We start from the raw sequence: 26,838 nt of genomic DNA, 5'->3' as shown, positions 1-26,838 counted from the left end.
CGGAGCGACGCTGCGTCGCTCCGCAACGCAGGTCCAAGGACGGCATTCCCCACCCGGCTGAAGCCGGGCGTCCCCTGCCGAGAACAGGGATGGATGACATTCTCGGTAGGCGCAGGTTCCACCAACGCACGGTGCCCGTCGCGTCCGCTGGGGGAGTCATCGAAGGTGGACCAGGACCCGGCCGGCGTTGGTCGCGTCGGTCTCCACACGGACGTAGAGCTTCTTGATGTGCTTCTGCGCCAGCAGAGCCAGCACCCGCTTCTTCAGCTGGCCCGTCCCCTTGCCTGGGATGATCTGCACGACGTCGACCCCAGTGGCGGCGGCCTTGAACAGGGTCTGGCGCAGCGCGACGTCAATGTCGCGGTTGTTGCGGAAGATCGGGTGCAGATCCAACGTGAGCAGGGCAATCGCCTCCGATGCGCTCGGTCACCGGCCGACGCCGGGTCCCTGTGGGCCGTGCAGTGGCAGCGTACGTCGTCCTTTCGACCCCGTCTCACCTTGGGGGTTGCGGACTTCCGGTGGTACGGCCGGAAGCGTGCCGGCGTGCGGGTGAACCCGCAGTGTCCGCTCGTGTCGCAATCTTCGCCCATATCTCCGGCACAGCGAGGAACTGGACGTCCCGCACTCGTCCTTGAACTCCCCACGCCGTGTCGACCCGACGGCCATCCAAGAAGCCGCCGGTGCAGGGAGCCACCTGTCAAAAGTAGTCGGCTGACGAGGAGTCGGAAAAGCACGATGGCCCGCTGCTCCAGGCGCGGCGTGGCCCCTGGCAGGCGTCCGTCACTCCCCGTCGGCAGCCGCCCAGGCCAAGGCGTAGCCGAAGCTGTTGAGGGCGCAGTGCACGGCCATGGGCGCGATCAGGCTGCCGGACCGGCGGCGCAGTTCGCACAAGAGCACGCCAGCGATGCCCGTGCCGACGACGGCGGCCGCGACGGACAGGATGACGCCGGCTGTCCCGGCACCGAAGACGGCTTTGGCCACGGCGTTGGCCTTGGTGAGCCCCCGCGACGGCAGCACATGCCAGAAACCGAACAGAGTGGACGAGACCGCCGTGGCCCATACGGGGCCACGAAGCCGGGTGATCAGGGCCCACAGGACGCCACGGAAGCCCACCTCCTCCAGCAGCACCGTGCCGAACGGCACGCGCACCAGGACCCGGAACAGCTGCTTCGCGGCAGAAAGTCCGGCAGCGCGCTTGTCCTTGAATGCCTCGTGGGTCAGCGGCAGGTGCCACGCGAGGAGGTAGACGGCAAGGACGGCCCCGGCCAGGACGAGTCCCCAGTCCAGCCCACGCTGCGCCGATGCGCGACCGAGCCCCAGCTCCTCCCAGCCCAGACCGGACCGGCGGGCGATCGTGACGAGCAACGCGGCCGCGGTGACGCACACCGGGACGTACCAGTCGTCGGCCAGCACAGTGGTCAGCGTGCTCGCAGCCGCGAGCACGCTGACCGCGAGGAGCAGCGATTGCATGGTCTCTCCAGCATCCCTGACGCGCAGGGATCCGGCAGATCGCGACGCGCCGAGCAGGCGGGCACACCGGTACGGTTCGCCGCGCTGGACCAGCGCGGCCCGGGCTGGTGCTGACCAGCGCGACGATTCCCCGATGACGAACACCTGAATGCTGGGGGCTCGAATAGTCATCGCGGCTGGTCAAGCGGCATAGCTGTACTCGTTGATCAGGCCGCCGAGGAACGCACACTGCGAAAGGTTCATTGGCACCCTGCGCCGCGAGCTCCTCGACCGGACCACCTGTTGATCTGGAACGAGTCCCATGTCCGGCCGGTCCTCGATGCCTATGCCCGGCTCTCCAACCGCCATCGCCCGCACCAGGCTCGGGGACAACTCCCGCCCCTCGCCCAGCAGCACCCGCTGCCTGTGACCAACTTGACCCCTTATCGGCTCCTACGCACCCGAGTGCTGGGCGGTGTGATCAGCGAGTACAGATACGCAGCTTGACCAGCGGCGACAGGTTTCCGAACGGCACAGGTTGTGTTCAGCCGGCGGAACGACGCCGGTGTGCCTTCTTTGCCGCGGTCTTCTTCGCCGTCTTCCTTCCGGTCGGCTTCGCACGGCGCGTCTGCGCTGCCTCCACGCTCTGTTGCAGCACCGCCATCAAGTCCACCCTGGCTCCCTCGACGCCCCGGGACTTCGGTGCGTGTGGAGACTCCATGCCCTGAAGCCTTGCAGCGACGACCCGCTGCAGGGCGCGGCTGTAGTCGTCGTGCTGCTCCGCCAGGTCGAAGTCGGAGCCCATGGCGTCCATCAGGTTGTGCGCCATCTGCAGCTCCTGGCGGCGGGCCGGTGGGGTCTCCGGGACGGTGATCTCCTGAGTGGGGCGCAGTTGGTCGGGCCACAGCATGGTCTGCATCGCGATTACCTCGTCGCGAGCCTGGAGCACGGCGAGCGATTCCCGGGTGCGCAGGGCTGTCCGTGCGATGGCGACTTGCCCGGACTTCCTCATGGCGTCGCGCAGCAGGGCGTACGGGCGCGCGCCAACGGGGCCGGTACCGAGGTAGTACGCCGTGTCCAGTGCGAGCGGGTCGATCTGGTCTGCGTCGACGAACGCCAGGATCTCGATGCGCCTGGCGGTAGAGAGCGGGAGGTCGGCGAGATCGTCGTCGCTCAGTATGACGACCCGGCCGTCCGGGGTCTCGTAGCCGGGCGCCACTTCCTCAAAAGGGATTTCGACGCCCTCACGCTCGCAGTAGCGGCGCAGGCGCACCCGGCCGCCGCCACACCGCGTGTGTACCTGGTGCAGCGGGACATCGTGCTCCTTGGTGGCCGCGTGCACGGTCACCGGGATCGACAACAAGCCCCAGGTGATGGCCAGCTTGATGATGGTCTGTGGCATGACTTCCATCGCACCCCCGCCCGGCAATGATCGCATGTCGAGCAGGCCGCATGGCGTGTTCCGCTTGGCATGTCTGCATGCATGGGCCGAAGCATTTTTGCCATCGAGGAGCTTGGAGAGCTGACCTGGAGGGTGCCGCATCGGGTGCGGAAGCTGCGCTCGGGGTGGCTGGTGTACTTCGATCAAGCAGGGTGACACATCGGGATCCCTGTAGGGTTCCAAAAGTCCTGCATACGCGCTAACCGGCCTGTTTGCCAGCTGATGTTGATCTTCGTCAGGTTGTGTTGCGGTACTCGTGGATCAGGCCGCCAAGGATGTCGTGGCGCTGGATCCGCTGCGCGGGGAACGGGATGACAGCCGGGCCGTCGGCGGGAGCGCGAAGGTCCAGGGCCCGGTGCGGCCGTCCGGAGTTGTAGCGGTGGGCGTGCTCGGCGAGTACCTGTCGCAGGTGCTGTTCGTTGTAGTCGGCAAGCCGGTCGGTGCACTCGGCTCGCACGGTGCGGATGAACCTTTCGGCATGGGCGTTCATCCGCGGTCTCTGCGGCGCGCTCTTGAGAATCTCGATGCCGTTGGCGGTGAAGACGGCCGTACCGGTTCAGAATGGCTGCACACGGTCTGAGCTGCTGTTTCGCCAATTGAACGGCTGTGTCCACTTGTGCTTGATCAGCCGCTGGTGCCAGGCGAGGAGGGTGCGCGGGGAGATGATCCGGTGGGCGCGCAGTGGCCGGTGCAGCAGTCGGGCGAGGGCGGCGAGTAGGGCGCGGTCTGCCCAGCGAGGTTTCGGGGCGGCGACCCGGCGGCGCAGGACCGCCACCTCGTGCCGCAAGATCAGTATTTCGGCGTCCTTGGCGGCGGAGGAACGGGAGAGCAGGACCAGCCACGCGAAGATCCGCGTGGCGAACAGGTAGAGCAGTCGCACGAGCATATGCACACCAGAGTGCCCTATCAGCGTCCACGGCCATCGTCCCTGGTCCGAGCCGATGCCGATATTCTGGAGCGGTACGGGGCGACAGGATCGGGCAAGGGTGACGTGGCTCCAGCGATGAGCCGTCTCACCCCGCGGCCCTGACGGCGCCGTGAGGCGTCGCCGGCCTGCGATGGGCCCGCAGAGGAACAGCGTCGGAGGCGAAGACGTCAAGCCAGGGTTGAGAGCCGTTGCACCAGCGAGGCCACCAGTGCCACGAGCAGCGGCAGCGAGAACAGGAAGCTGCTCTGCAGCCAGCGCTGCTGCCGCACACCGGGCGCCACCGCCACCCGCACGACCTCACGCACCGCCAGCAGGAGGATCAGCGCCACGGCCGCCAGCGCACCCACCACCGACCACGGCGTCCATGTCACCCGCGGGCCGTTCGGCCCCGGATCGGCGTTCGCCGGCTTGCCGTCCGGCTCCTTGCGCAGGGCATAGATTGTCGCGTCGTCGTTGGCGAAGACCCTCTTCAACTCCTGGCGCTGGTCCAGGTTTCGAATGAGCCGGGTCTTCCAGGTCGCCGAGTAACCTGCGTTCAGTTCGAGAAAGACCGCCTCGCCCTCGTTGATCATCAGATACGAGCGGGGCCCTGCGTCCTTGAGCGCCTTGACCAGGCTCGACACCAGCACTGGATCGGTGGGCGCGAGGGTCGGGACGTACTGCACCTTCTCCATGTCGCGCGCGCCCCACGGCATGGCGGGCGTCACGTTGTCCGCCGTGTCGCTGCTCATCCACAACAGGCGGACCGTCGGGTCGTCGCGGGCGTACACGTAGTCCATCGCCGCGACCTCGCCGGGCCGGACGCGCTCGAAGGGCTCGTTGCCCCACCGCGCCACCAGGAAGCCGCCCATCAGCAACAAGCCCACCAAGAGCGCCGCCAGCGGGGCCAGGCTGACCCGGTCGCGGTCCCGCTCCTCCGCGGTGACGCTCGTGCGCGGGAACAGCGCAAGACCGGCGAGCAGCGCCGCGCCGGGCAGGGCGAACATGAAGACGCGCAGCGCCATTTCGCCGCCGTACGACTGCATGCCGAAGCCGAGGAACGGCACGAAGGCGAGCACCGGTAGCGACCGCTCGCGATACTTGGCCTCGCGCCGGCGCCACCAGCCCCAGCAGGCCATCGCCATCACACCGCCGGCGAGCGCCAAGCGCGCGTACAGCACGGGTTCGTGGGCCGAGCTGCCGCCGTGAATGCGTCCGGACACCGATGAGGACACATTGCCGCCGAGGCCGCCGAAACCGCCGAACAGCTCGTTGAAGTGGCCCGACCAATACGGCTCGGCGACGAAGCCCACCCACACGGCGACCAACACCGCGAACAGCATCGGTAGCCCACGCAGTTCGCAGCGGCCGAGCAGCACAAGGGCGGCGAGGACGCCCAGCATCATGAAGGGCGTGAGCTGGTGGGCCAGGACGGTCGCCGCGAACAGGCCGATCAGGACGAGCAGCAGCACCGTGCGCTGGCGACGGTTGGCGGCCTTGACCTCCAACTCGCCCGGGCGCAGCCCGGTCCCCAGCACGCGCGGGGGCTGGAACCACACCAGCAGCATCGCAACGAATACCAGATACAGCAGATAAGTGAAGCCCTGGGGGGAGAAGTAGTCCTGGCCGACCCAGTTGCCCATGACGAAGATCCAAGCGCCGGCCCACTTGGCGCGCCAGCCTGCCCGGATGGAGCGCATCAGCAGGAACATCGGTGCCAGATAGAGGAGTTGCATGGCGATTGGCCACCAGCGAATGACCTCGGTCATGTCCGTGACGCCGCATGCCTGGGCGAAGAAGGCGGCCGCGGCGAAGAAGCCGGGCCAGCTCCAGCGTGCGTCCAGGTAGGGCAGGGCGGAGCCCGTCCTGTCGATGTATTCCAGGAAGCCGAGGTGCTGCCAGGCCGTCGCGAACCGCGGCTCGGTCTCAATGACGGCGGGCAGCGCGTGCAGTGACACCACGGTGGCCAGAAGCGCGGCCAGTAGCAGGACCTTGTGCTGCCGATCCATCCACAGCAGCGAGGCGAAGACGACGGTCAGCAGGGCGGCGCCCAGCAGGGTGGACTCGGGCAGGACGGATACCAGCCCGAGCCCGTCCATGCGGTCGAGGTCGCTGTCGTGCAGGCCCAGCGCGGGCAGCCAGTACAACCCGAGCGCGGTGGCCAGCAGCACGGCCACCACGGTGCCGCCGGCCGTCACGCGCGCGTGCCCGGCGCTGCGCGGGAACGGATCTTGCGGCGAATCGCTTCGGGCCTGCTCGCCCTTCCGCCCTTGCCGGCCCTTCTTCGCGTCGCGGGCCTGCCGAGTCCGCCGGGCCTCCGGGGCGCACCCGGCCTGCGGGATTTTCCCGGACTGCCGCGCCTGCGGGGGTTCCTTCGCACAGGAAGGCGCCCTTGCCGCAGGAACGCTCCCCAGTCCCGACGGCGCCGTTCCCTCCTCCCCGCCTTCCGGCTTGCCGACGGGCGCGGGCGCCGCATGCGGTTCGATCCGCGGGATGGGCAGCACGGCGGGAGGCCTGCCGGCCCACGTGGGCCGGTGGTCCGCGGCGTCCCTGTCCCGCCGCGGACCGTTGGGCGCGGGCGTCCCCGAAGCAGGCGTGTCGGACACCGGCTGCACCTCCGGTCTGCGCTCCTGGTGGTCGGGGTCGGGCTGGACGCCGAGCGTCAGGGTGGTCGAGTCGAGGGAGGTGCGCAGCGGCCGGGCTGGTCCGCGGTGCGTGTTCTCCTCACGGGGCCGCGTCGCCGCGGCCGCGGTGCCCAGGTCGGCCAGGTCCCCGTCCAGCGCCGTGGAAACGGCTGCGGAGGGTGCGGCCCGGACGATCCGGTAGAAGCCGGGCGTCGCGATGGCCACGATCACCGAGAGGCTGGAGACCTCCGCAACACCCGCACCGGTCAGGCCCATGCGGGGGAGCAGGAGCAGCGTCAGCCCCAGCACCAGCGCACACAGCAGGCCCTGGAGCCAGGCGAGTCGAGAGGTACGGCTCTGCGCGCGCAGCGCCGCGAAGTAGGTCTCCATGACGACCCGCAGAACCGCACCCACCGCGAACCAGCGAAGCAGCGGGGTCGCGGTGTCCGCGTACCCCCCGCCGAACATGCCCAGGATGAGCGGCGCACCGAGGAACAATCCCCCGCACACCGGCAGCATGATCCGCACCATTCGGCGCAGCGCCGCACGGGTGTTCGCCGCGAGCCGCGTCGGGTCGTGCGAGCCCTCGACGGTCAGGGACGCGCCCATGTTGACGGCGAGCAGATTGACCGTGCTGCCGATGGTCATGGCAATGTAGCAGTACGCGTTGTCGGCCGGACTCACCTGGGCGGCGACGATCACCGGGACCAGGTAGACCACGGCGAGCGAGAACAGCGAGCCGGTGCAATCACCGGCCAGGAACCGGCCGATCTCGCGCAGCGTCGGCGGTTGCGTCTGGCCCTGCGTCGCCTTCACGTGCTGCGGCACAAGACGCCGGAACACCAGCCAACCGAGCGGCACCACGGACACGGCGACGGACGCCACCCACGACACGAAGACGCCGGTCGCGGGGACGGCCGCCGCCAGGGCGACCAGCAGCCCCAGCTTCACCGCGGAGAACACAGTGTTGCCGACCGGCACCCACAGCGCGCTGCGCAGCCCCGTCAGCACACCGTCCTGCAGCGTCAGCAGCGACCAGACGACCACGGCGGCGATGAAGCCGAGGCCGCTGAGGAGCCCGTGCAGGAAGCGGTACGAGGGTCCCCATACGTCGAGCGTCCGCAGGAAGGCAGCCGCGGCCAGCGCCACCACCACCGAACTGGCCGCGTAGGTACGGAAGATCAAACGGCTCGCGGTGCGGCCCGCCACCGGAAGGAAGCGGGCCAGCGCGCCCGTGAGGGTCACCGCGGTAAGCCCCGCGAGGAGCTTCATCGCCGCGATCGCCGCGGAGCCCCGGCCGACCGCGTCCTCCGTGTAGTAGCGCGCGGCGGCCAGCCAGAAGCCGAGACCGAGCACCGCACTGATCCCGGTGTTGAGCATCAGCGCATAGGCGTTGCGGAACAGTTGGTCGCCGCCACTGCGGTGCGACGCGACTTCGGGGGCGGGGTGAGTGCGGCGGCGCGGTCGGCGCGGCGCCGTTCGCGGTCGGGCGTGCCGTCCGCTGCGAGCCGGTCGGGATCGGGGCGAGGCGCCGTCAGAACCCTTGCTTCGTAGGGGCGGACGCAGCTTCCGGCTGGCTGTCGGCTGCGCCTCGGCCGTGGGGGCCGCGGAGGGATCGGAGGAATCAGCCCGCGCGGTGGTCGCGTCAGACACGGGTCAGGTTGCCTTCCGGTACATCTGTCGGGCTCTGCGGACCACGGCGTACCCCTTCGTGAGGGCACGATCCCCGGCGAACGTACGGACGATGGTGCGGCCGTCGGCAAGCCGTGCGAACTCGTCGATCCCGGTGGTGCGACGAACGGTCACGCGTCGTAGTGCGTACGGTCCCTGACGGCGCCGCGCCAGGGCATTGCCGACCGCGAGGGACTGCGCGAACCCGGCCTCGCGCACGGCGCGGCGCACCCTGCGGCTCGAATACCCATACGGGTACGCGAACGAGACGGGCGGGGTGCCGAGCTCGTCGGCAACGATCTCCTTGCAGCGCAGCAGCTCCCACCAGAGCGCCTCGTCCCCGACTTGGTCCAGCTGCGGATGCGTATGGCTGTGCCCGCCGACCTCCACACCCGCGTCGCCGAGTGCGCGCACCTGGCCCCAGTCGAGCATGGTGTCCGGACCGCCTCCGGTGCCGGACGCCCCGCGCAGCCAGCCCGTCGAGACGAACAGTGTGGCCGCGAAGCCGTGCTCGACGAGCACGGGCAGCGCATGTCGGTGTACCCCCTGGTAGCCGTCGTCGAAGGTGATCAGGACCGGGCGCCGCGGCAGCGGCCGCGAGGACCGCCAGGCGGCGGCGAGTTGCGCCGTGGTGAGCGGTGTGAACCCGCCGTCCCCGAGCAGCGCCATCTGCTCGGCGAACGCCTCGGGTGCCACGGACAGGGCGCGGGTGGCGAGGTTCGGCGTGTGCGCGACGGAGTGGTACATGAGGATGGGCACGGGAGGGTTCATGCGGCACCGCCTTTGTGTGGGACACGAGGTGCGGGCCGACGGCCGGGCCTGGCGGGCCGGCGGCGCGAACAGGCCCGAGTGGGGCGTTCGGGCGTGGCGCCGCCGCGGACCTGTTGCCGCTGCGCAGCCGGGTGCAGGCCCTGGAGAGTGAGATCGACCAGCTGGTGGCTGCCCACCCTGACGCGGCCTTCATCCTCAGCCTGCCGGGGATGGGGGCTGCCCTGACCGCAGAGTTCCTCTCGATCGTCGGCACTGTCGGCCGCTTCACCAGCGGCGATGCACTCGCCGCGGCAGTCGGCCCGGCCCCGGTCCTCCAGCAGTCGGGGAAGGTCCGTTACTCGCGCGGCGCGACCGGCGGCGACAAGGCCCTTAAACGCGTCTTGTACCAGTCGGCGTTCTGCGCGCTGGGCGATCCCGCCTCGCGGCCCTACTACGACCGCAAGAGGTCCGAAGGCAAACGGCACCACCAGGCCCTGATCGCCCTGGCCCGACGACGCGTCAACGTCCTTTACGCCATGCTCCGCAACCGCCAGCCCTACCAGACCCGGCCGCCTCTTCGCCTCGTGGCTTGACACCAGCATTAGGCAGCCCCTTCGCTTTCCGGGCTCCCCCCGGCCTCCGCGACGCGGAACGCGACGCCACCCCTGCGCGCACGGAAGCTGCCGACCACGTATCCGCCGGCCGCCAAGGCAACCCCGGCCACGATGGCGCCGGCCCGGCCCGCTCCGCCGGGCCGGGCCAGCAGGGCGTCCCGCAGACCGCACGCGACGCCGGCGGGCAGGACGCGCGTGGTGTAGCGGCGCTCCGACTCAAGTCCCCTTCGCACACCGACGCTTCGGGCCACGAGGGCCTTCGACAGGCCCTCGGCATAGCTACGGGTGCGGAAGTAGCCGAACCGCTCGCGCTCGGCCGGCACCCGGTGGTGGATCACCGCGCGGTCGTCCACCAGCAGGATCGCATCGGGGCTGGCGCCGCTGAGCCGGATACACAGTTCCGTCTCCTCGCAGCCGAGCGGCCGCTTGTCGCCGTCGCGTCCGATGCCGGTCGCGAAGCCACCCGCCACGTCGAAGGCCGTACGCCGGAAGGAGGCGTTTCCACCCAGCACATTCCGCACCCGGACCCGGCCCGGCGGCAGCCCCCTGTACGTGCAGCCGACGACCCAGTCGAACTCCTCGGGGAACCAGGCCGGTCTGCGTCCTGACGCCCACATGGGCACGGTGCGGCCGCCGACCGCCATGACCCGCGGGTCGTCGTACCCCGTGGTGAGGTGGAGCAGCCAGTCGCGCTCCGCGACGGCGTCGTCGTCGAGGAACGCGACGATCTCCCCGATGGAGGCCGCGATGCCGGTGTTGCGGCCGGCGGACAGGCCCCTGGGGCCCGCGTTGGCCAGCACCCGGACCCCTTCGGTTTCCCTGAACCGCTTCGTCAGGCGATCCAGAAGCGGCAGGTTGTGGTCCACCACGAGCAACGTCTCCACCGCTGGCAGGGACTGAGACCGCACCGAGGCGACCGCCGCGAGGATGTACTCCCAGCGGTCCTCGGTGTAGGCGCAGATGACGACGGAGACGGTGGAACGGCACTTGGGCCCGCCGCCCGGGTAAGGACGGCGCGAGCTCAAGACGCCTCACCTCGGCCCGCGTCGAGAGTTAGGCAGGGCCCACGGCGTCGCTGCGCACGCCGGTTGGAGCGCTCCTTGAAGATCACCTTGAGCACCCGAAGGCCATCCCGCACGGCACGCAGATTGCTTGTGCCGTGGATCCGCAGATACTCGTGGCTGGGGATCTCCTGCACCCTGAAGCCGGCCTTGACCATCCGGATGTTCATCAGGGTCTCGATCTCGAAGCCGGTGCAGTCGAGATCGATCTCCTCCAGGCAGCGCCGCCAGAACGCGTTGTAGCCGTAGCAGAGATCGGTATAACGGGCGCCGAACTTGGCATTGACGATCGCGCACAGCACCCGGTTGCCGAGCTTGCGGATCGGCGTCATGTCGTCCGTGCCCCCACCGTTGGCGAACCGCGAGCCCTTGGCGAAATCGGCACCGGAGACCAGTGCGGAGACATAAGACACGATCTCCTGACCATCCGCCGAGCCATCCGCGTCGACTATTACGATGATGTCGCCGGTGCAGGCCTTGAAGCCGGTGATCAGGGCGTCGCCCTTACCCTTGCCGAGCTGCTGGACTACCTTGACATCCGGCCGCAGCGCTCGGGCGACCTCGACCGTGCTGTCGGTGGAATTGCCGTCCACCAGCACCACTTCATGGATCCACTCCGGAAGGCTCTTGAAGACATACGGGAGGTTTTCCGCCTCGTTAACGGCAGGGATCACGACACTCACCGGCGGTGCAATCGCGAGGTGGGAGGAGACCGGGCGATACTGTCCCGGAACCAGTGCGTTCGCGATGTCAGGAGTCTCGCCGTCCGAGGACGGCGGCATGGGCGGGTCTTGGCCCGGTGTCGTCAGGCGCACCAAAGGACTCACGATACTGTCCCCTCTCGTCCGATGGACCGCCCGCACTTGGGCTGTCCGGCTCTTCGTCCGGTTTGCGATTCCGCGTCCAGCTCACGCATGCCGAGCATGGTGGTTCCCTTGCGTGAAGGGCGTGGACGGGCAGAGTCGGATCCCGAAAGCGTCCATTCGCGCCGGACGATCTGTCCAACGATGCTGGACACTAGTCGAGTGGGCGGTGCCCAACAGATCGACTCGCGCAGATCGCTTCTCAATTACTCCAGCCGTAGATCGTGAGCGGATATTCAGCGGGTAATCGGAGTGCGATGGCCGCTGGCCGCTGGTGACGCCCCGCGAATGGGACCGTGCGGCGGCGTGGTTGGATCTTGCGGTGACGGATCTTGAGTCGCTGTCGCGGGAAGAACCCCTCGTGCTCACCCCCGGCGTCAGGACGCGCACATCCCGGCGTCGGCGGCGCAACTAGCCGAGCTGATGGAGAAGTTCGAAGGCAAGTCGCTGAGCTGGAGCGGCTGTGGCATCTGCTGTCGCGTAACAGTTCCAACTGTTCGATGCCGTCCTCGAAGGATGATGACCCGGGTCGCACCCCGCATGGCGGCAAGCGTCGCGCGAAGCAGAGCTGTCCAGGCCGCCCGGTCGGCGGCGATCAGTTCGCCGGGGTGGTAGACGCTGATGTCCGCGTCATGAGGCCCGCCTTCTCGCCGTACGGCTGCGCAGCCGCCATACCAGTACCAGCAGGAAAATGAGCAGGCTCAGTGCGGCGACGGCTGCGACCCCGCCGCGGGCCGACCACCTGTGTGCGGCGAGCATCGCCTGGGCCACGAGGAGGTCGACCGCCACGGCCCCTGCCAGGGCCACCAAGAGGCGGCCGACCGGTTCCAGGCCGTGCAGGGCGGCTCCGATGGCGGCCGTCGGTGCCGCGAGGAGGAAGAAGAGCGTGAACGGGCCGCGCAGCGGCGAGTTCACGTCGGTGAGTGCAAGAACCGCGCCGGCCCCTCCGACGGCGATGGCCGCACCCCCGAGCAGCGGTAGCAGGTTTCTCCCCCAAGGCTGCCCGGCCCGCCGGGTGTCTGGTGTCGGTGGCTTGATGTCGATGCTCTGCATGGGTGACTTGCCCCCGAAGTGCCGGATGCCGGGCTTGAATGGCGCGCAGTCTCCCGGAGTCCGTCAAGCGCGGAAGGAATGCGGGGAATGCGGAGGTGTTCTCCGGAAGTGACTTGAGAGAGTGCCATATCCCTGTCATGGATGCAACGTCGAACGCCGGCGATCAGTGGGCCGCCCTGAAGTTCGATGGTCTAGTCATTGGACTTTTCGAACAAGTGAGGCCATATTCCGTGGCAGTTGTGGCAGAGATCTCCCCCAATGGATGCGACCATCCCGATGCGGGAACAACACAGCGAACTTCACAGCGAGTTGCTCACGAGTCGATTCCGGTGTGCCCACACCGCGCCGACGAGCAGCAGAACGTGAAGTAACACGTTGATTCCCTGGAAGTCCTTACCCTGGCTCGCACACGTGAATGATCGCGGCTGGGGGAGCAGTTGCCCGCCTCCTCGAACTGCCCCGGGGTTGCGTCCTTGGAAGTGGTGTAGGGGTTCAACCTGATCCGGAAGTTTGTTCCGGCTTCGGGGTGGTGCCCGCATTGGCCCTCCCCCACCGATCCAGTCAGAAACCGACGAGACCGCCCTGCTCACCGAACTCACCGCATAGCCTCAAAACGAGATCACCGAGTGGCCGTCGATACACCACTCCCGCGGACGTGACTCTGCCCCGGAAAGAGGCTCATTCCTCATCAATATTTTGAAATCGCTTGTGTGCGGCGGCAGTTAAGGCACTGACGTACGGTCGTCGGCGCGCCTGAACGCCATGGCTAGGCAATTCCAGGACACTCTGGGTCAAGGACTCAGACACGCCTCGAACATCCATGGAGGAACGTATGCGACGCCCGAAGCGACGCCCGTGACAACCCCCGTATCTGCGCGACCTCTCAGGTCCCTTTCAGGTCACGGCCGGGGTGGGTGGGCCGGTGAATGCCGTGATCCTCGGGGGGATTACTTGATGAGGCCCGTGCTTGCCATCGACCCTGCCGTACCGGGGCTGATCGTGAAGATCGGGAACTATCCGCTGCACCACGGCGGGGTGGGAGCGATCCGCAGCCTGGGGAGGCTCGGGGTTCCCATGTACGCCATCACCGAGGACCGCTGGACGCCCGCCGCCGCATCCCGCTATCTGCGCGGGCGGTTCGTTTGGCCGACCACCGGGCTGGAGCCGGCGGAGCGGCTGGTCGAGGGGCTGCGCAGGATCGGCCGCCGGATCGGGCGCCCCACGGTGCTGATCCCGACCGACGAGGAGGCGGCCGTGCTCGTCTCCGAGCACGCCGACGAGCTGGCCGAGTTCTTCCTCTTCCCGCGCATGGAGGATCCGGGGTTGGCCCGGCGGCTGGCCAGCAAGCGGGGGCTGCACGAGCTGTGTGTGCAGTACGGGGTGCCCTCGCCGGAGGCGGCCTTCCCCGATTCGTACAAGGACATCGAGGAGTTCGCGGCGGTCGCCCGGTTCCCGGTCGTCGCCAAGAACCGGGAGGCCTTCGAGCGGCGCCGTACGCCGGCCGTGCCGGGCACCACGCGGATCGAGGGGGCGCGGGAGCTGCTGGAGCTGGCGCGCGGGTGGGGGTCCAGGCCCGGGGTGATCCTGCAGGAGTACCTGCCCCGGGAGGAGGCAGAGGACTGGATCGTGCATGCGTACTTCGGCGCGGGCGCGGCCGAGCCGGTGCTGTTCACCGGGGTCAAGGTCCGTTCCTGGCCACCGCACGCGGGGATGACGGCCTGCGCGTATGTCGTGGCCAATCCCGAACTCGCAGAACTGGCATCCCAGTTCTGCAAGAGCATCGGCTTCCAGGGCATCGCCGACCTCGACTGGCGCTACGACCGCCGGGACGGCCGCTACAAGCTGCTGGACTTCAACCCGCGCATGGGCGCCCAGTTCCGGCTCTTCGAGTCGGCGGCCGGGGTCGACGTCGTCCGCGCCCAGCACCTGGACCTCACCGGGCGCGCGATCCCGCGCTCCGGGCAACGAGAGGGCCGCCGCTTCGTCGTCGAGAACATCGACCTGCCCGCTCTCCTCGCCTACCGCCGCAGCGGCTACACCACGCCGCACGCACCCGCCCGCGCCAGCGGCACCGAACTGGCCTGGCTGGCGGCGGACGACCTCAAGCCGTTTGCCACCATGCTCGCCCGCTTCGTGCGGCCGGGCGCCAAGCACCTGCTGCAGATGTACCGGTCACGACGCCGAACCGCTATGCGAAAGGACTACCCATGACGACGCCCGTAGCCGTGATCGGAGCCGGCCCCTACGGCCTCTCCACGGCCGCCAGTCTGCGCGAACGCGGCGTAGCCGTGCGCACCTTCGGCAATCCGATGGTGAGCTGGCGCGAGAACATGCCCTCCGGCATGATCCTGAAGTCCACGCCGGTCGCCTCCAACTTCGCCACCGGCAGGCCCGGCCACACGCTGCGCGACTTCTGCCTCGACGTGGGGGAGAAGCCGCTGGTTACCGACTGCGACCTGATTCCCGCTGAAACCTTCGTGCGGTACGGGCAGTGGTTCCAGCAGCGGCTGGTGCCCGATCTGGAACAGGTACGGGTGGTGTCGGTGGACCGCCCGACGCGCGGTGGATTCGACCTCAAGCTGGACTCCGGCGAGCAGTTCCGGGCGCGGGCGGTCGTGGTCGCCAGCGGGCTGCACGGCCTAGCGTTCACGCCTGAGGTGCTGCGCGGCGTCGTCCCGGACGGACCGTCCGCCGCCGGGCCGGTCTCGCACAGCTCGCAGCACGCGGACCTGGCGCGGCTGGCCGGGCGCGAGGTGATCGTCGTCGGCGCCGGTCAGTCCGCCCTGGAGAACGCCGCCCTGCTGGCCGAGGCGGGCGCCACGGTACGGCTGCTGGCCCGTGGCCGGCGCGCCGTCGGCTTCGGTGCCCCGCCGGACCGGCAGCCCCGCTTCCGTCCCGAGTCGCCCTTCGGGCGGGCCTGGTCGCTGTACGCCTTCAGCCACCACGCCCAGGGCTTCCGCTATCTGCCCGCGCCGCTACGGCTGTACCTGGTGCGCCGGGTGCTCGGCCCGCTCGGCGCGTGGTGGCTACGCGAGCGTTTCGAGGGCAAGGTCACGGTGAACGAGGGGCACGAGTTGCGCAGTGCCCGCCTCGACGGCGAGGGCAAGGTCGTGCTGTCCACGGCAACGCCCGAGGGGCGAGCCGCAGAGCTCTGCGCCGATCACGTCATGGCCGCCACCGGCTACCGCGTGGACCTGGAGGCCCTGGGCTTCCTCGGCCCCGCGCTGCGCGCGGAGCTGGCCCGTACGGGGGGCTCGCCGCGCCTGGGTGCCGACTTCTGCTCCTCGGTGCCGGGGCTGTACTTCACGGGACTGCCGGCGGCAGCCACCTTCGGGCCGGTGATGCGCTTCGTGTGCGGCACGGAGTGGGCGTCGCCGCGGCTGGCGAACGCGGTGGCGTCGGCCTACGGGCGATAGGAGCCGGCCGGAGGCGCGAAGACACCCGGGTCCGTGCCATGGGCGGTTGACGGCCTCGGCCGCCTCCTGGGCGAGGTGGCCGGGCAACGCCGTCTTCGAGGCGGTGTCGTACTGCGCGGGGGCGAGCCGGCGGTGCTGCTCGCCCTCCGCCACGACGGGGGACGATCACGGGGCCGGTGCCCCGCGCCTCTGCGGCTCCGGCACGGAATGTGATCCAGAACCACTTTTCAGCCGTCGTCGACACTGCGGGTACCGATTAATCTTCCGGCCTGGTCAAGCGGCACGTTGGTATTCGCGGAGGGTTTCGCCGAGTCGGTCTCGTCGGCGGATTTCAAGGTGCTTGATCTGCTCTGTCAGGCTGATGGAGTGGCGCGGCGTGGCCCAGGGTTCGGTGCGGGCGATGACGTTGTCGAAGGTCTCGAACTCGCTGAGCGTGCGGGATCCGGTGACTCTGGTTTCAGATCAAGGTGCGTCCAGGAGTTCACGCCCGCAGGTATGTATCCAGCGCTCCATGGTGGAGTGCATCCGAGGTACCCGGATGGCGGTGGTTGCCAGCTTCGGGCCGGGGTCGGCCAGGGCGTCGAAGGCGGCCGTGAACCTTCGAGTTGCGATCCCGAATCAGGAATCTGGCCCTGTTGTCTGCATGCTCAAGATCCGTGTGAGGGTGGTGAACTTGGGTTTGGTCTCCTGGCGCTGCGGGATCGGCTGATCTTGCAACTCGAGCCGTCCTTGTGCGATCACGGCCGTATCGTCAGTGGTCAACTCGCCCCTCGGACACGACCACTGACGATACGGTGACGAGGGCCTCGACCTTACGGTCGCGGTCCTCGTTGCGTGTTCGTAGCTGATGGTGATGCCCAGGGCTTCGTAGAGTGGGCCTTTCTTGTCCGCGTCGGCTGCATGGATGCGCTGTGCAACATCTGCAAGACTGTCAGTGATTTCGCGGATCTGTTGTGAGTCGAGCGGGGTTTTCTTCTTCCGGGGGATGGTGAGGAGCGCGTCCAGTTTCTTCCGTGCTGCTTCTTTGTCCCGCTGTGCCTCGTTGATCCACTGGGTGACGACGGCTGGGTCGGCGGCGGTATCGAGGGCTGCTTGGTAGCGGGCGAGTCGTCGCTCGCAGTCCTTGATCGCCTGGTGTGCTTGGGCCTGCTCGGGTGTGCGGGTCTGGGCGGTGCTTGCTGCGGCGCTGGCGAGGCTGAGTGCTTCGATGGTGGCGGTGAGCCGGTCGGGGGCGAAGGCCGGGGCGATCCACTGGTCCAGGGCCCGGCATACGACGTCTTCGCGCAGGTAGATGGTGCGCGGGTGGGTGAGGTCGGGGGAGAGGGCCTGTTCCTGGTCCTTGAATTCGCAGCGGTAGTAGACGTGGTTGTGGGGATGGTGGCGGGCTGCATCTTGCGCCCGCACAGGCTGCACCGGACGCGTCCGCGCAGGGCGTAGGGGCGTGCGTTGTGCTTTCCGGCTCGTTCCTGGCGGCTGTGGGCGTGGGCGCGTTGTCTGCGGAGGGTTTGGGCTGTGTCGAAGAGGTCGGGGTTGATGATCGCTTCGTGGGTGGGTGGGTTGGAGTGGATCCAGTCCTCGGCGGGGTTGTGGGTCATGGTGGTGCGGTGGCCGAGGGTGACGTCGTCGATGTCGAGGAGGCGTTCTTCCTTGCGCTGTTTGTTCCAGACCTCGTGGCCGGTGTAGCGGGGGTTGATGAGGATGGTGCGCACGACGCCCTGCTGCCATGCGGTTTTCGCGCGGTGGGGGTTTTCAGTGGATCAACGAGGCACACGCGACAACCCGGTCCCGACGGAACCTAGGCTGCCGTCATCCCACCGTCGATCGTCAATGCGGCGCCATTGATGAATCGGCCCTCGGCCCCGGCGACGAAGGCAACGAGCGCAGCGACCTCCTGCGGAGTGCCGAGCCTGCCGTCGAGCTGTCGAGCCGTCATCGCCTCGCGGGCTGCGCCGGGATCGGGGGCACCGGCAAGGATCTTGTCGATCCACTCTGTCTCGACCGTCCCCGGACAGATCGCCACGCAGCGCACGCCGTCCTTGGCGTGGTCCACCGCAACGGCGCGCGTCAGCCCGACCAGCCCTGCCTTCGACGCGCAGTACGCCGCACGTCGCGGGAGGCCCACCTGGCCACCGACGGAAGCGATATTCACGATCACTCCCGCACCCCTGGAGATCATGTGCGGCAGGACGGCGCGAGTCATGAAGAACGGCCCCGTGAGATTCACCGCCAGCACCAGGTCCCAGTCCCTGTCAGTGGTCTCCAGCACGTTCGCCGCCACGCCGACACCTGCCACGTTCACCAGAACGTCCGGGGAACCCAAACCGCTCACGGTGGAATCCACCGTTGCGACGACGTCTTCGGGCCGGCGCAGATCCACCAGGACCTCGTGGGCCGTGCCGCCCTCTCCCTCGATCAGGCTCCGGGTCCGGGACAAGCCTGCCCGATCGAGGTCCAGGAGGGCTACTGCGAAGCCGTCACCCGCCAGCCGCAAGGCGGTTGCCCGTCCGATTCCCGACGCCGCTCCGGTGACGATGGCGGTCCTGTCCTGAAGCCTCATGCCTCGACCTCTCGTAGAGTGCGGAAACACCGCGTTTCCCAAGCGAACGGGTGACCGCGGGATCCGGCCTCGTTGTCGCCGCTGCCATGGGGGGAACGCGCGTCGTCTCGCCGCGCGCCCTGGATCGGTCGGCTCTTGTCAGAGGACCGCTCCCATGCGCCAGGGGACTATCTCCTCCGTCCCGAACCCGAGCGCCTCCGACTTGCTCTCGGCACCGGAGGCCATGTCCACCAAGTCCTCGAACAAGGCCGTGCCGTAGGCGACTTGATCCGAGTGGCTCATGGCCGGTCCGGCGTCGAAGTCGATGTCGCCCCTCATCCGCTGGTACAGCCCAGTGGTGGAGCTGATCTTCAGGCAGGGGACGGGGCGAGAGCCGAACAACGAGCCACGTCCGGTCGTGAAGGCGAGCAGGTTGGCGCCTCCGGCGACCATCCCGGTGGCCGATACCGGGTCGTATCCGGGGGTGTCCATGAACGTGAGGCCCGGCGCAGTAACCGGTTCGCCGTATCCGACGACGGCGTTCAGCGGGCTGGTACCGGACTTGAGCACGGCGCCCAGGGACTTCTCCCAGATGGTTGTGATCCCGCCGGCCCGATTTCCCCGGGACGGATTGCTGTCGAGAGTCGCGCCGTTGTCGCCGGTGTACTCCTGCCACCAGGCGATGAGTTCGTCGATACGTGCAGCCGCCGCGGGGTTCGACGCCCTGTCACGCAGCAGATGATGGGCGCCGTAGATCTCCGGGGTCTCGCCGAGAATGACCTTCCCACCGGCCGCGACGAGCAGGTCGGCCGCCACACCGAGCGTGGGATTGGCGGTCAGTCCCGAATAGGCGTCGCTGCCCCCGCACTGAAGCCCCAGGGTAAGCTCTGAGAGCGGGATCGGTACTCGACGCGACTCCGCTACCTGCGCAACCAGATTCGAGATGTGGTGAAGTGCCGCGTTCACCGTCGCCGCGGTGCCGCCCAGTTCCTGAATCGTGAGCGTCTCGACCCCCGCGTCGTCCCCTGCGAGGAGATTCTCCGGCTGATTCACCTCGCAGCCCAGACTGATCACGAGGGCCGCTGCGACGTTGGCATGTCGCACGTAACCACGCAGCGTACGCCGCAGGATGTCGTCCCCCGGAGTGCCCTCCCCCATTCCACAGCCGAGGTCGTGCGGGAGCGCGATGATGCCGTCGAGGCCAGGCGTCCCCCTGTGCAGGTCATCGGCCCGCCGCGCGATCATCCGGGCCACTGTGGCGGAGCAGTTCACGGTCGGGACGACGACGATGTAGTTCCGGCTCGCCGCGCGGCCGTCCACACGGCGGTATCCGAGGAAATGGTCCCGGGTGGGAGCCGGACCGGTCGGCTGCATACGCGTCGGCGATGTGCTCGCTCGTGGCCCCTCCCACCGACCGATTCCCAAGTTGTGCACGTGGACGTGCCTGCCTGCGGGGATGTCGGCCAGCGCCACGCCGATGATTTCGCCGTACTTGCGGACGGGAGCGCCCTTGGGAATGTCCCGCAGCGCGACCTTGTGGCCGGCGGTGATGTCCTCGACAGCCGATACCGTGCCGTCGGCGACCTCGATGAGCGTTCCCCGTGATACATCCCCGAGGAGCAACCCCACGTCATCCAGGCCGAGACGGGGCACGAGCGGCCTGGCGGCTGGCGCTGTTCCCGGCCCCACTGAATCACGGCGATCACTGTTCACGTCATCGACCGTATGACGCCGACACCATCGAGGGGAAACGCGATTATCGACGGGGAGTCATCCGGAATACGAATGGACAGCGCGGTCTTGGAGCCAGGTCGCGCGTTCCAGGTCGATGAGGACCGAGTGGTAATCCCGCCCGTTTGCCTGTTGCATCCCGATCTCGCAGGTCCAATTGCCGGACAGATACATACCGAAGAGCCTACTGCGATCGCGAACACCAGCGTGATCATGATGAGTTTGCTGTCGGCGTATGCCTGTTCCGGGTCCCACGGGCGCGTCTCCCAGTTGAGGTCATGGACATCTGCCGTGCCGCGGAAGTGCATGCCGCTGGTGACGCAAACCAACCGTTTCGGCCGCTCGATCAGCGCGGTCAGCAGGAAGGGGGTGAGCGCGTTGATGGCGAGGACGTGGGCGCTGCCATCCCGAGTGGTGACCTTCCACGGCTCGTTCGATCCGACTCCGGCGTTATGGATGACCGCGTCGAAGCGACCCAGCCCGTTCGCCTGCCGGGCCACGCAGACGGTCTCCCGGTGGTCGGACAGATCGCCGGTGACGACTGCTTCGATGCCGTCGATCAGACGGCCGAATTCGTCGGCCCGACGTCGGCTGCGAACGTGAGCGGTCACCGCATGCCCGTCGGCGATGAGGGTGCGCGCGACGGCAAGTCCGAGCCCCGACGCTTGCCCCTGTGATCGGCGAGGTACATGACGGTGTCCTCGGCGTTCCAACCCAACCCGTTCGGCAGCACGAGACCGTCCACGACGACTACGCTCGGCGCGTCACGGTCCCAACGATGCAGCCGGCCCTGGCCCGGAGCGAACTCCCTATCGTTGCTGCCGGCCCAGAACCTGCCGTGGGAGTCCACCTTGCCGTCGTTCATTCGCAGGTTCGCTTCGAGCGGCATGCGATCGACCAGCGCCAGCCCGCTGTCGGTGACGAAACCGAACCCATCCGCCACCGCGGCGAAGCCGTCGCGTGCGTCGCCGGGGCGCGACCGCGCCCACCATCATGCCGACATCCGTGACGGTCTGCCGCCCGGTGGACGAACCCGACTGCCGTCCCGTGGCAGGCGACTTTCGACCGACCTCACCCCGAGCACCCGTGATCGTCAATGGCGATCCACGGATGGGGGGCATTCGTTCCGCGAATGACTCTGAGCCCATTAAACCGGTGGAATAGCGGTCGTACCTTCAGGTCTCGGCGCCTGTACCACCGCACGAATGAATGCCTGTGCAGCTGCACCGAGGGGTCGCTCCGAGTGCCACCAAATTCCCACGTCCCGATACCGGTTGAGGTTGCGTATGGGGCGCATCTCCATTCCCTCGCGCCGGATCATCACAGCACCCAGGTAGTTGATGATTCCGATGCCGTGCCCGGCGCGCACCATGGCGCCGAGTGTGGTCGGCTGATGGGACACGGTGCCGTACGGTGCGACCAGGTCCTTGATGCTCAACTCGACCTCGGCCTCGTAGCCGACGACCGTATTGGCGAGCGGATTGCCGATCGTGATGATGCGTTGACCCGCGAAGTCTGCCAGATCGACCTCGCTCTTCTCGAGCAGGGGATGGCCGGTCGGCGCGAGCATGACGAAAGGTTCACGCCACAACGGACGCATGGTCAAAGCATGGTCGTGGGGCTCCGGCCGGATCGGGCGCAGCGCCACCACGACCCGACGCTCGGACAGGGCGGCCTCGATGAAGCCCACGTCCCCGTCCAGGACCGCTACCCGGATCTGCGGGTGCGTCTCCTGCAGTGCCGTGATGACCGCCGGGAGGAACTCCGAACTCCCGCTGGTGAAGCTCGCGACCGTGACGGTTCCCGTGATGTTGCCCCGGTCGGTCTGGCGCGCGGTGGCCAGTTCGTCGGCAGCCGCGAGAACCGCCCGCGCTCGGGACAGCAGAGCCCGTCCGTCGTCGGTGAGGGTGAGCGGCCTTATACGACGTTCTATCAGCAGGCAGCCGAGTTGACGCTCCAAATTGGCAATATGCGCCGACACGCGCGGTTGCGACAAATGCATCTTTTCGGCCGCTCTGGTAAAGCCGCCGGCATCCACGACCTCGATCCAGGTACGCAACCAGGCCAGTTCGAGCGTCATTGACCGAACCCTCCTCGCCTCACAGTAGGACCACCGCCGATGCACTATTCCTTCGTGCGGCGTGCCATCTGCGCGGCAGATCATCCGTATTCGTATTTCGCAGTTGACGAGTTCCGACGGCCATGGCCGACTGGAACAATGACCGATCAAACTTCCTTCGGCACCGCCCGCGGGCTGCTGTCCGCGCACGGAGCGGACCTCATCCGCGGCGACGACGGTGCAGTGATCACCTCCGTTGAGACCTACGCCCTCGCCGTGCCCCTGAAGCGACCCATCGCCGACTCCACTGCCGCCATGGCGCATTGGACGGTGCCCGTGGTCGAGATCCGCACCGCCGATGGCCGCATCGGGACAGGGATCTCCGGCGTTCACTGCGCGCCGGAACTCCTCTCCGACGTGATCCTCTCCTACTATGCCGACGCCCTGCTGGACACCTCGTCGGAGGACATCCTGGGCACGTGGAAACGCCTGTACTGGCTGCCGACCCACTGGGTGGGTCGGGCCGGCGTCGTCCACATGGCTCTGGCCATGGTCGACATCGCTCTGTGGGACCTCGCGGCGCAGCGGGCCGGCATGCCCCTGTGGCGGCTTCTGGGCGGTACGCAGGAGAGCGTCGAGGCGTACAACACCGACGGAGGTTGGCTCAACCTCTCCGACAGTGAACTGGTACGGGACCTCACCTCGCTGGTCGACCACGGCTGGTCCCGGGTGAAGATCAAGGTGGGGCGGCCCGACTGGCGGGAGGACGCCCGACGCGTGCGCGCTGTGCGCCGGGCGCTCGGCGACGACGTGACCTTGATGTGCGACGCCAACCAGCGCTGGGACCTGTCGACGGCGAACCAGATCATGCCGGCCCTGGAGGACGCGGCGATGGACTGGGTCGAAGAGCCGTTCCACGCCGACGACCTCCAGGCCCACGTCCGCCTCCAGTCGTCGACACGGTTGGACGTGGCAGCCGGGGAAAGCATCTACTCCTACCACCAGTTCGCCTCCTTCATGGCGGCCGACGCCATCCGGGTCGTGCAGGTCGACGTCACCCGGGTCGGTGGTGTGACCGAGTGGCTGCAGATCGCCGGCCACGCGGCGTCACGGGGGCTGCGCCTGGCACCGCACGCCGGCGACATGATGCAGGTGCACCAGCACCTGGTGGGCACGGTCCTGTCCGAGGTGCCTCCTCTCGTCGAGTTCATTCCGTGGACGCAGGAGGCCTTCGTCGAGCGCAGCGTCGTACGCGAGGGGCTCATGGAGCGTCCGCACAGCCCGGGCGCCTCCACCGCGATCGATCCGGCCGCGCGTGTTCGTTGGCAGATCCCCGCGGTGGGGTCCGCCAAGACCCTGTGACAGCGGGCGCACGCAGTGCCCTTGCCCGGCACGCACCACATGGGAAGAGTCCTGCGGCCCGCGAAGGCCGCCCACGGATCCACAGACGGAAGGAACCAGGTGTCCGAGTCGCACCCGAGGCACACCGACGAGAGAGTCGCCGTCGTCACCGGCGCGGGCCAGGGAATCGGGCGCGCCATTGCCGTGGCTCTCGCAGCCCGTGGCGTACGGGTCGTCGTCACCGACCGCAACACCGAGACCGGCACCGCCGTGGCCAAGGAACTTGGCGGTGAATTCCTGCCCCTGGACGTGTCCGATCCCCGGGCCGTCGCGGCGGCGGCGGACGAGGTCGTGCGGCGCTTCGACCGCGTCGACGTCCTGGTCAACAACGCGGGTATCGCCCACGAGGACGCGGCCCTCGATGTGTCGGACGAGGTGTGGAACCGCATTCTCGCCGTCGACCTGACCGGCACCTTCGTGGCCTGCCGCGAGTTCGGCCGGCACTTCGTGCGCCGGCGGTCCGGATCGATCGTGAACATCTCCTCCATCGCCGCCTTCATAGGCTCCAATCCCGAATATCACGTCGCGTACGACGTGGCGAAGGCCGGGGTGTCCCAGATGGCGCGGTCACTCGCGGTCGAGTGGGCCCAGTACGGGGTCCGGGTCAACGCCGTCGCGCCGGGAAGGACCCGCACCCCCATCCTCGACACGGTCGGGATGGACGATCCACAGCGGATGGTGCAGTGGATCGACCAGATCCCGATGCGTCGGCTTCTGGAGGCCGAGGAGATCGCGGCAGCCGTGGCGTTCGTGGCGCTCGACGGGACCGCGATGACCGGGCAGACCCTACTCGTCGACGGCGGTCAGATCGCGCAGTGACGGTGGCACCGGCGCTTGCCCTCAGCCGAGACCGAGGGCAAGCGTCTCTCCGTCGGCGAGCCGTACTTCCAGGAGGTCGGCGCCGTACCGCAGCCGGATGTCCACGGCTCGTGAGGCCCGGATCCGCGCGGCGGTCAGCCGTCCGTCGTGCCACCGGATGTCCACGGTGAGGCCTGCGCGGGCGCGCAGTCCGGACACGCTCCCGTCGGGCCAGCCGCCGGGCAGTGCGGGCAGCAGTTCGACCTCCCGGCCGTCGGACTGCAGCAGCATCTCGGCGACTCCCGCGGTGCCTCCGGCATTGCCGTCGAAGGAGTAGATGTTCTGGGCCGCGCCGGCCACCCCGCCGGCGGAGAACGACATCAGGTTCGCCTCGCTGGCGTCCGCGATCAGACTGGTGAGGTGCGCGAGGGCAAGGTCGCCGTTGAGCAGACGCGCGAAGTAGACCGTGAAGTTGGCCTCGACCCACTCCGTCTGCTCCCAGCCCGGTGCCTGCTGCCTGCGCTCGATCGTGACCTCCGCGGCGCGTGCGAGGTCCGGTGTGTCGCGCGGGGTGATCTGGCGCTCCGGGAACAGGGCGCCGAGATGGGACGTGTGCCGGTGGCTCGGCTCGGCCTCCTCGTAGTCGTGCAGCCACTCCTGCAGCTGCCCGTGACGCCCGATCCGGAAGGGGGGCAGCCGTCGGCGTGCGGCGGCGATCCTGGTCCGGAGGTCCGCGTCGACACCGAGCAGCTCGGCACTGTCCGCGCAGATGCGCAGCACGGCCTCCATGAAGACCCGGTCCGCGGTGGCACCCATGGACACTGAGCACCGGCTGCCGTCGGGGGCGAGGTACCAGTTCTCCGGCGAATCCGACGGCCCGGTGACGAGCCAGCCGTGCTCCGGCTCCTCGACCGCGTAACCGAGGAAGAACTCGGCGGCCCCGCGGATGACCGGGTACGCACGCTCCCGCAGGAACGTCTCGTCGAGTCCGTACTCGTAGTGCTCCCACAACTGGAGGGCGAGCCAGGCCCCGCCGGTCACGTTCATTCCCCAACCGATTCCGGATCCGGGTGCCGTGTAGCCCCACGCGTTGGTCACCGTGTGGGCGACCCAGCCCGGTGCGCCGTACATCTGCTCGGCGGTCGCCCGGCCATGGGCCGCCAGGCCCTCCAGGAGACCGAACAGCGGTTCCTGGCACTCGGCCAGATTGGCCGGCTCGGCGGCCCAGTAGTTCTGCTGGGTGTTCATGTCCAGGTGGAAGTCGTTCGTCCATGACGCGCTGCTGGCCAGGCCGTCGTTCCACAGCCCCTGCAACGCCAGTGGCAGCGGGGAGTTCCGCCGGGAGCCGGCCATCGTCAGGTACCGGCCGTACTGGAAGTAGAGCGCTATGAGGGCGTCGTCGGCCTTCCCGGAGGCGAGCCGCTCACGGCGTACGTCAGTGGGCAGGGCGGCGACATCGGACGGTGCCGATCCGAGGTCCAGAGAAACCCGCCGCATCAGGGCCTGGTGGTCCGCGACGTGAGCCGCCCGGACCGCCGCGTACCCGGCCTCCAGCCCCGCGGACAGCAGCGATTGCGCCCGCGCCCGCGGGTCCTCTCCTCCCCAACTGGTCCCGACAGCGACATAGACGACCGCGCGATCGGCCCCTTCCAGGCGAAGCACGTCCCCCGAGCGGTGCACGGTGCCGCCTTCGGCTTCGAGGTGGGCCCGGATCTCCAGCGCGACGCCCTGACTCCCGTCGCTGTGCAGGCTCTCGTATGCGTGGCCGCTGAACACGACGCACGAGTCCGTGGTGGTCGCCTTCCCGGGGACCACGCCGTCCTGGATCGAAAGGGTGAAGCCCAGCGATCCGGGCCGGTCCGAGGTGAGGCGGATCGCGATCAGACCGTGCGGGTTGGTGGCGAACACCTCGCGGGTGACGCGGACGCCGTCCTGCTCGTAGCTGACCGAGACCAGGCCCGTGTCCAGGTCCAAAGCCCGCCGGTAGTCCCGTGCCGGAGCCCCGTCGGGGAAGGCCAGCTGTACCTCGGGCAGGGGCAGGTTGGTCCCGAACGACCGCGGCCTGCCCAGCAGGTGTTCGGCGGTGAGCCGCTGTGCTTCGGCGTGGTCTCCCGCGAAGAGGAGTTCGCGGATGCGCGGAAGCTGCTGCCGGGCGGTCGGGCTCAGGTCCGTCGCCGACGGACCGCCCGACCATGCGGTCGACTCGGAGAGTTGGATCCGCTCCCGGTCGGCGCCGCCGTAGACCATGCCTGCCAGCCGGCCGTTGCCGATGGGAAGCGCTTCGAACCAGCGAGCGGCGGGACGGTCGTACCAGAGCATTCCGGGCGGGCCGCCGACACCGGGGAAGTCCTGGTGAGAGAGAGCATTCAGCATGGCGTGCACCTTCGGGACGGTGGGATGGGGGACGGCTCAGGCGGGGAACGGACAGGAGTGACGTATGCCGCGGACGAGGGGTACTCGCGGG

The 26,838-nt window shown here is 68.6% G+C and carries 22 protein-coding genes and 2 pseudogenes; 6 read left to right on the top strand and 18 right to left on the bottom strand.

Annotation, left to right across the window (positions count from 1 at the left end):
• Positions 1 to 156: 156 nt before the first annotated feature.
• Together ACFYXB_RS38045 and ACFYXB_RS38040 are read right to left on the bottom strand one after the other, a co-directional pair.
• Entirely contained in the window at positions 157 to 402 is a 246-nt protein-coding gene (locus ACFYXB_RS38045; RefSeq protein ID WP_311700782.1) for a Smr/MutS family protein, read from the bottom strand.
• 378 nt (positions 403 to 780) lie between these two features.
• Positions 781 to 1,470, bottom strand: coding sequence for a CPBP family intramembrane glutamic endopeptidase (locus ACFYXB_RS38040; RefSeq protein ID WP_389589561.1), 690 nt, complete (start codon positions 1,468 to 1,470; stop codon positions 781 to 783).
• Positions 1,471 to 1,681: 211 nt separating this feature from the next.
• Here ACFYXB_RS38040 and ACFYXB_RS38035 point away from each other — a divergent pair.
• A pseudogene (locus ACFYXB_RS38035) lies at positions 1,682 to 1,956 on the top strand (integrase core domain-containing protein); the annotation flags it as partial.
• 37 nt (positions 1,957 to 1,993) lie between these two features.
• Here ACFYXB_RS38035 and ACFYXB_RS38030 read toward each other — a convergent pair.
• The 5 genes from ACFYXB_RS38030 to ACFYXB_RS38010 all read right to left on the bottom strand — a co-directional run bounded on the left by ACFYXB_RS38030 (position 1,994) and on the right by ACFYXB_RS38010 (position 8,863).
• A complete protein-coding gene (locus ACFYXB_RS38030) occupies positions 1,994 to 2,851 on the bottom strand; it encodes a Ku protein (RefSeq protein ID WP_389589560.1) in 858 nt (285 codons plus the stop codon).
• 274 nt (positions 2,852 to 3,125) lie between these two features.
• On the bottom strand, positions 3,126 to 3,410 hold the full coding sequence (locus ACFYXB_RS38025; RefSeq protein WP_389589565.1) for an integrase core domain-containing protein: 285 nt from the start codon (positions 3,408 to 3,410) through the stop codon (positions 3,126 to 3,128).
• Positions 3,411 to 3,446: 36 nt separating this feature from the next.
• Positions 3,447 to 3,776: an integrase gene (locus ACFYXB_RS38020; protein WP_389589559.1), complete on the bottom strand. Its 330-nt coding sequence runs from the start codon at positions 3,774 to 3,776 to the stop codon at positions 3,447 to 3,449.
• 209 nt (positions 3,777 to 3,985) lie between these two features.
• Positions 3,986 to 7,801 (bottom strand): lipopolysaccharide biosynthesis protein, encoded by a 3,816-nt coding sequence (locus tag ACFYXB_RS38015; protein WP_389589558.1) that lies wholly within the window; start codon positions 7,799 to 7,801, stop codon positions 3,986 to 3,988.
• 276 nt (positions 7,802 to 8,077) lie between these two features.
• The gene (locus tag ACFYXB_RS38010; RefSeq protein ID WP_389589557.1) at positions 8,078 to 8,863 is read right to left on the bottom strand and encodes a polysaccharide deacetylase family protein; all 786 of its coding nucleotides are present in this window, start codon (positions 8,861 to 8,863) and stop codon (positions 8,078 to 8,080) included.
• A 113-nt stretch (positions 8,864 to 8,976) separates the two neighbouring features.
• On the opposite strand from ACFYXB_RS38010, the gene ACFYXB_RS38005 reads away from it, so the two are divergent.
• A complete protein-coding gene (locus ACFYXB_RS38005) occupies positions 8,977 to 9,435 on the top strand; it encodes a transposase (protein WP_389589556.1) in 459 nt (152 codons plus the stop codon).
• Positions 9,436 to 9,443: 8 nt separating this feature from the next.
• Here the strand turns inward: ACFYXB_RS38005 and ACFYXB_RS38000 are convergent, their stop codons facing one another.
• The 3 genes from ACFYXB_RS38000 to ACFYXB_RS37990 all read right to left on the bottom strand — a co-directional run bounded on the left by ACFYXB_RS38000 (position 9,444) and on the right by ACFYXB_RS37990 (position 12,433).
• Complete coding sequence (locus ACFYXB_RS38000; protein ID WP_389589555.1) at positions 9,444 to 10,481, bottom strand: glycosyltransferase family 2 protein; 1,038 nt, start codon at positions 10,479 to 10,481, stop codon at positions 9,444 to 9,446.
• Entirely contained in the window at positions 10,478 to 11,299 is an 822-nt protein-coding gene (locus ACFYXB_RS37995) for a glycosyltransferase family 2 protein (RefSeq protein ID WP_389589564.1), read from the bottom strand. Before ACFYXB_RS37995 ends, ACFYXB_RS38000 begins: the two co-directional genes overlap by 4 nt.
• A gap of 711 nt (positions 11,300 to 12,010) precedes the next feature.
• Entirely contained in the window at positions 12,011 to 12,433 is a 423-nt protein-coding gene (locus ACFYXB_RS37990) for a hypothetical protein (RefSeq protein ID WP_389589554.1), read from the bottom strand.
• 954 nt (positions 12,434 to 13,387) lie between these two features.
• Here ACFYXB_RS37990 and ACFYXB_RS37985 point away from each other — a divergent pair.
• Together ACFYXB_RS37985 and ACFYXB_RS37980 are read left to right on the top strand one after the other, a co-directional pair.
• Positions 13,388 to 14,644: an ATP-grasp domain-containing protein gene (locus tag ACFYXB_RS37985; RefSeq protein ID WP_389589553.1), complete on the top strand. Its 1,257-nt coding sequence runs from the start codon at positions 13,388 to 13,390 to the stop codon at positions 14,642 to 14,644.
• The gene (locus ACFYXB_RS37980) at positions 14,641 to 15,849 is read left to right on the top strand and encodes an FAD-dependent oxidoreductase (protein WP_389589552.1); all 1,209 of its coding nucleotides are present in this window, start codon (positions 14,641 to 14,643) and stop codon (positions 15,847 to 15,849) included. The genes ACFYXB_RS37985 and ACFYXB_RS37980 overlap by 4 nt, the downstream gene beginning before the upstream one ends.
• Before the next feature lie 618 nt (positions 15,850 to 16,467).
• Here the strand turns inward: ACFYXB_RS37980 and ACFYXB_RS37975 are convergent.
• The 7 genes and pseudogenes from ACFYXB_RS37975 to ACFYXB_RS37945 form a co-directional block, all read right to left on the bottom strand.
• Positions 16,468 to 17,253, bottom strand: coding sequence for a hypothetical protein (locus ACFYXB_RS37975; protein WP_389589551.1), 786 nt, complete (start codon positions 17,251 to 17,253; stop codon positions 16,468 to 16,470).
• Positions 17,254 to 17,348: 95 nt separating this feature from the next.
• A pseudogene (locus ACFYXB_RS37970) lies at positions 17,349 to 17,576 on the bottom strand (recombinase family protein); the annotation flags it as partial.
• A 68-nt stretch (positions 17,577 to 17,644) separates the two neighbouring features.
• Entirely contained in the window at positions 17,645 to 18,406 is a 762-nt protein-coding gene (locus tag ACFYXB_RS37965; RefSeq protein ID WP_389589550.1) for an SDR family NAD(P)-dependent oxidoreductase, read from the bottom strand.
• A gap of 138 nt (positions 18,407 to 18,544) precedes the next feature.
• On the bottom strand, positions 18,545 to 20,014 hold the full coding sequence (locus ACFYXB_RS37960; protein WP_389589549.1) for a UxaA family hydrolase: 1,470 nt from the start codon (positions 20,012 to 20,014) through the stop codon (positions 18,545 to 18,547).
• An 80-nt stretch (positions 20,015 to 20,094) separates the two neighbouring features.
• Positions 20,095 to 20,727 carry an NAD-dependent epimerase/dehydratase family protein gene (locus tag ACFYXB_RS37955; RefSeq protein WP_389589548.1) on the bottom strand — a complete coding sequence of 211 codons (633 nt, stop codon included), beginning with the start codon at positions 20,725 to 20,727 and terminating at the stop codon, positions 20,095 to 20,097.
• Complete coding sequence (locus ACFYXB_RS37950; protein ID WP_389589547.1) at positions 20,724 to 21,059, bottom strand: SMP-30/gluconolactonase/LRE family protein; 336 nt, start codon at positions 21,057 to 21,059, stop codon at positions 20,724 to 20,726. The genes ACFYXB_RS37955 and ACFYXB_RS37950 overlap by 4 nt, the downstream gene beginning before the upstream one ends.
• A 204-nt stretch (positions 21,060 to 21,263) precedes the next feature.
• Positions 21,264 to 22,196, bottom strand: a complete 933-nt coding sequence (locus ACFYXB_RS37945; RefSeq protein ID WP_389589546.1) for a LysR family transcriptional regulator — start codon at positions 22,194 to 22,196, stop codon at positions 21,264 to 21,266.
• A gap of 138 nt (positions 22,197 to 22,334) precedes the next feature.
• Here ACFYXB_RS37945 and ACFYXB_RS37940 point away from each other — a divergent pair, with 138 nt between their 5' ends.
• Together ACFYXB_RS37940 and ACFYXB_RS37935 are read left to right on the top strand one after the other, a co-directional pair.
• Complete coding sequence (locus tag ACFYXB_RS37940) at positions 22,335 to 23,537, top strand: mandelate racemase/muconate lactonizing enzyme family protein (RefSeq protein ID WP_389589545.1); 1,203 nt, start codon at positions 22,335 to 22,337, stop codon at positions 23,535 to 23,537.
• Between the two features lie 99 nt (positions 23,538 to 23,636).
• The gene (locus tag ACFYXB_RS37935; RefSeq protein WP_389589544.1) at positions 23,637 to 24,395 is read left to right on the top strand and encodes an SDR family NAD(P)-dependent oxidoreductase; all 759 of its coding nucleotides are present in this window, start codon (positions 23,637 to 23,639) and stop codon (positions 24,393 to 24,395) included.
• Between the two features lie 21 nt (positions 24,396 to 24,416).
• Here ACFYXB_RS37935 and ACFYXB_RS37930 read toward each other — a convergent pair whose 3' ends face one another.
• Positions 24,417 to 26,747, bottom strand: coding sequence for a glycoside hydrolase N-terminal domain-containing protein (locus tag ACFYXB_RS37930; protein WP_389589543.1), 2,331 nt, complete (start codon positions 26,745 to 26,747; stop codon positions 24,417 to 24,419).
• Positions 26,748 to 26,838 lie beyond the last annotated feature (91 nt).

This window comes from Streptomyces sp. NPDC002619 (assembly GCF_042889305.1).
Taxonomy (GTDB): Bacteria; Actinomycetota; Actinomycetes; order Streptomycetales; family Streptomycetaceae; genus Streptomyces.
The sequence above is the reverse complement of the archived record's forward strand: the minus strand, read 5'-3'. Positions and strand labels throughout refer to the sequence as shown.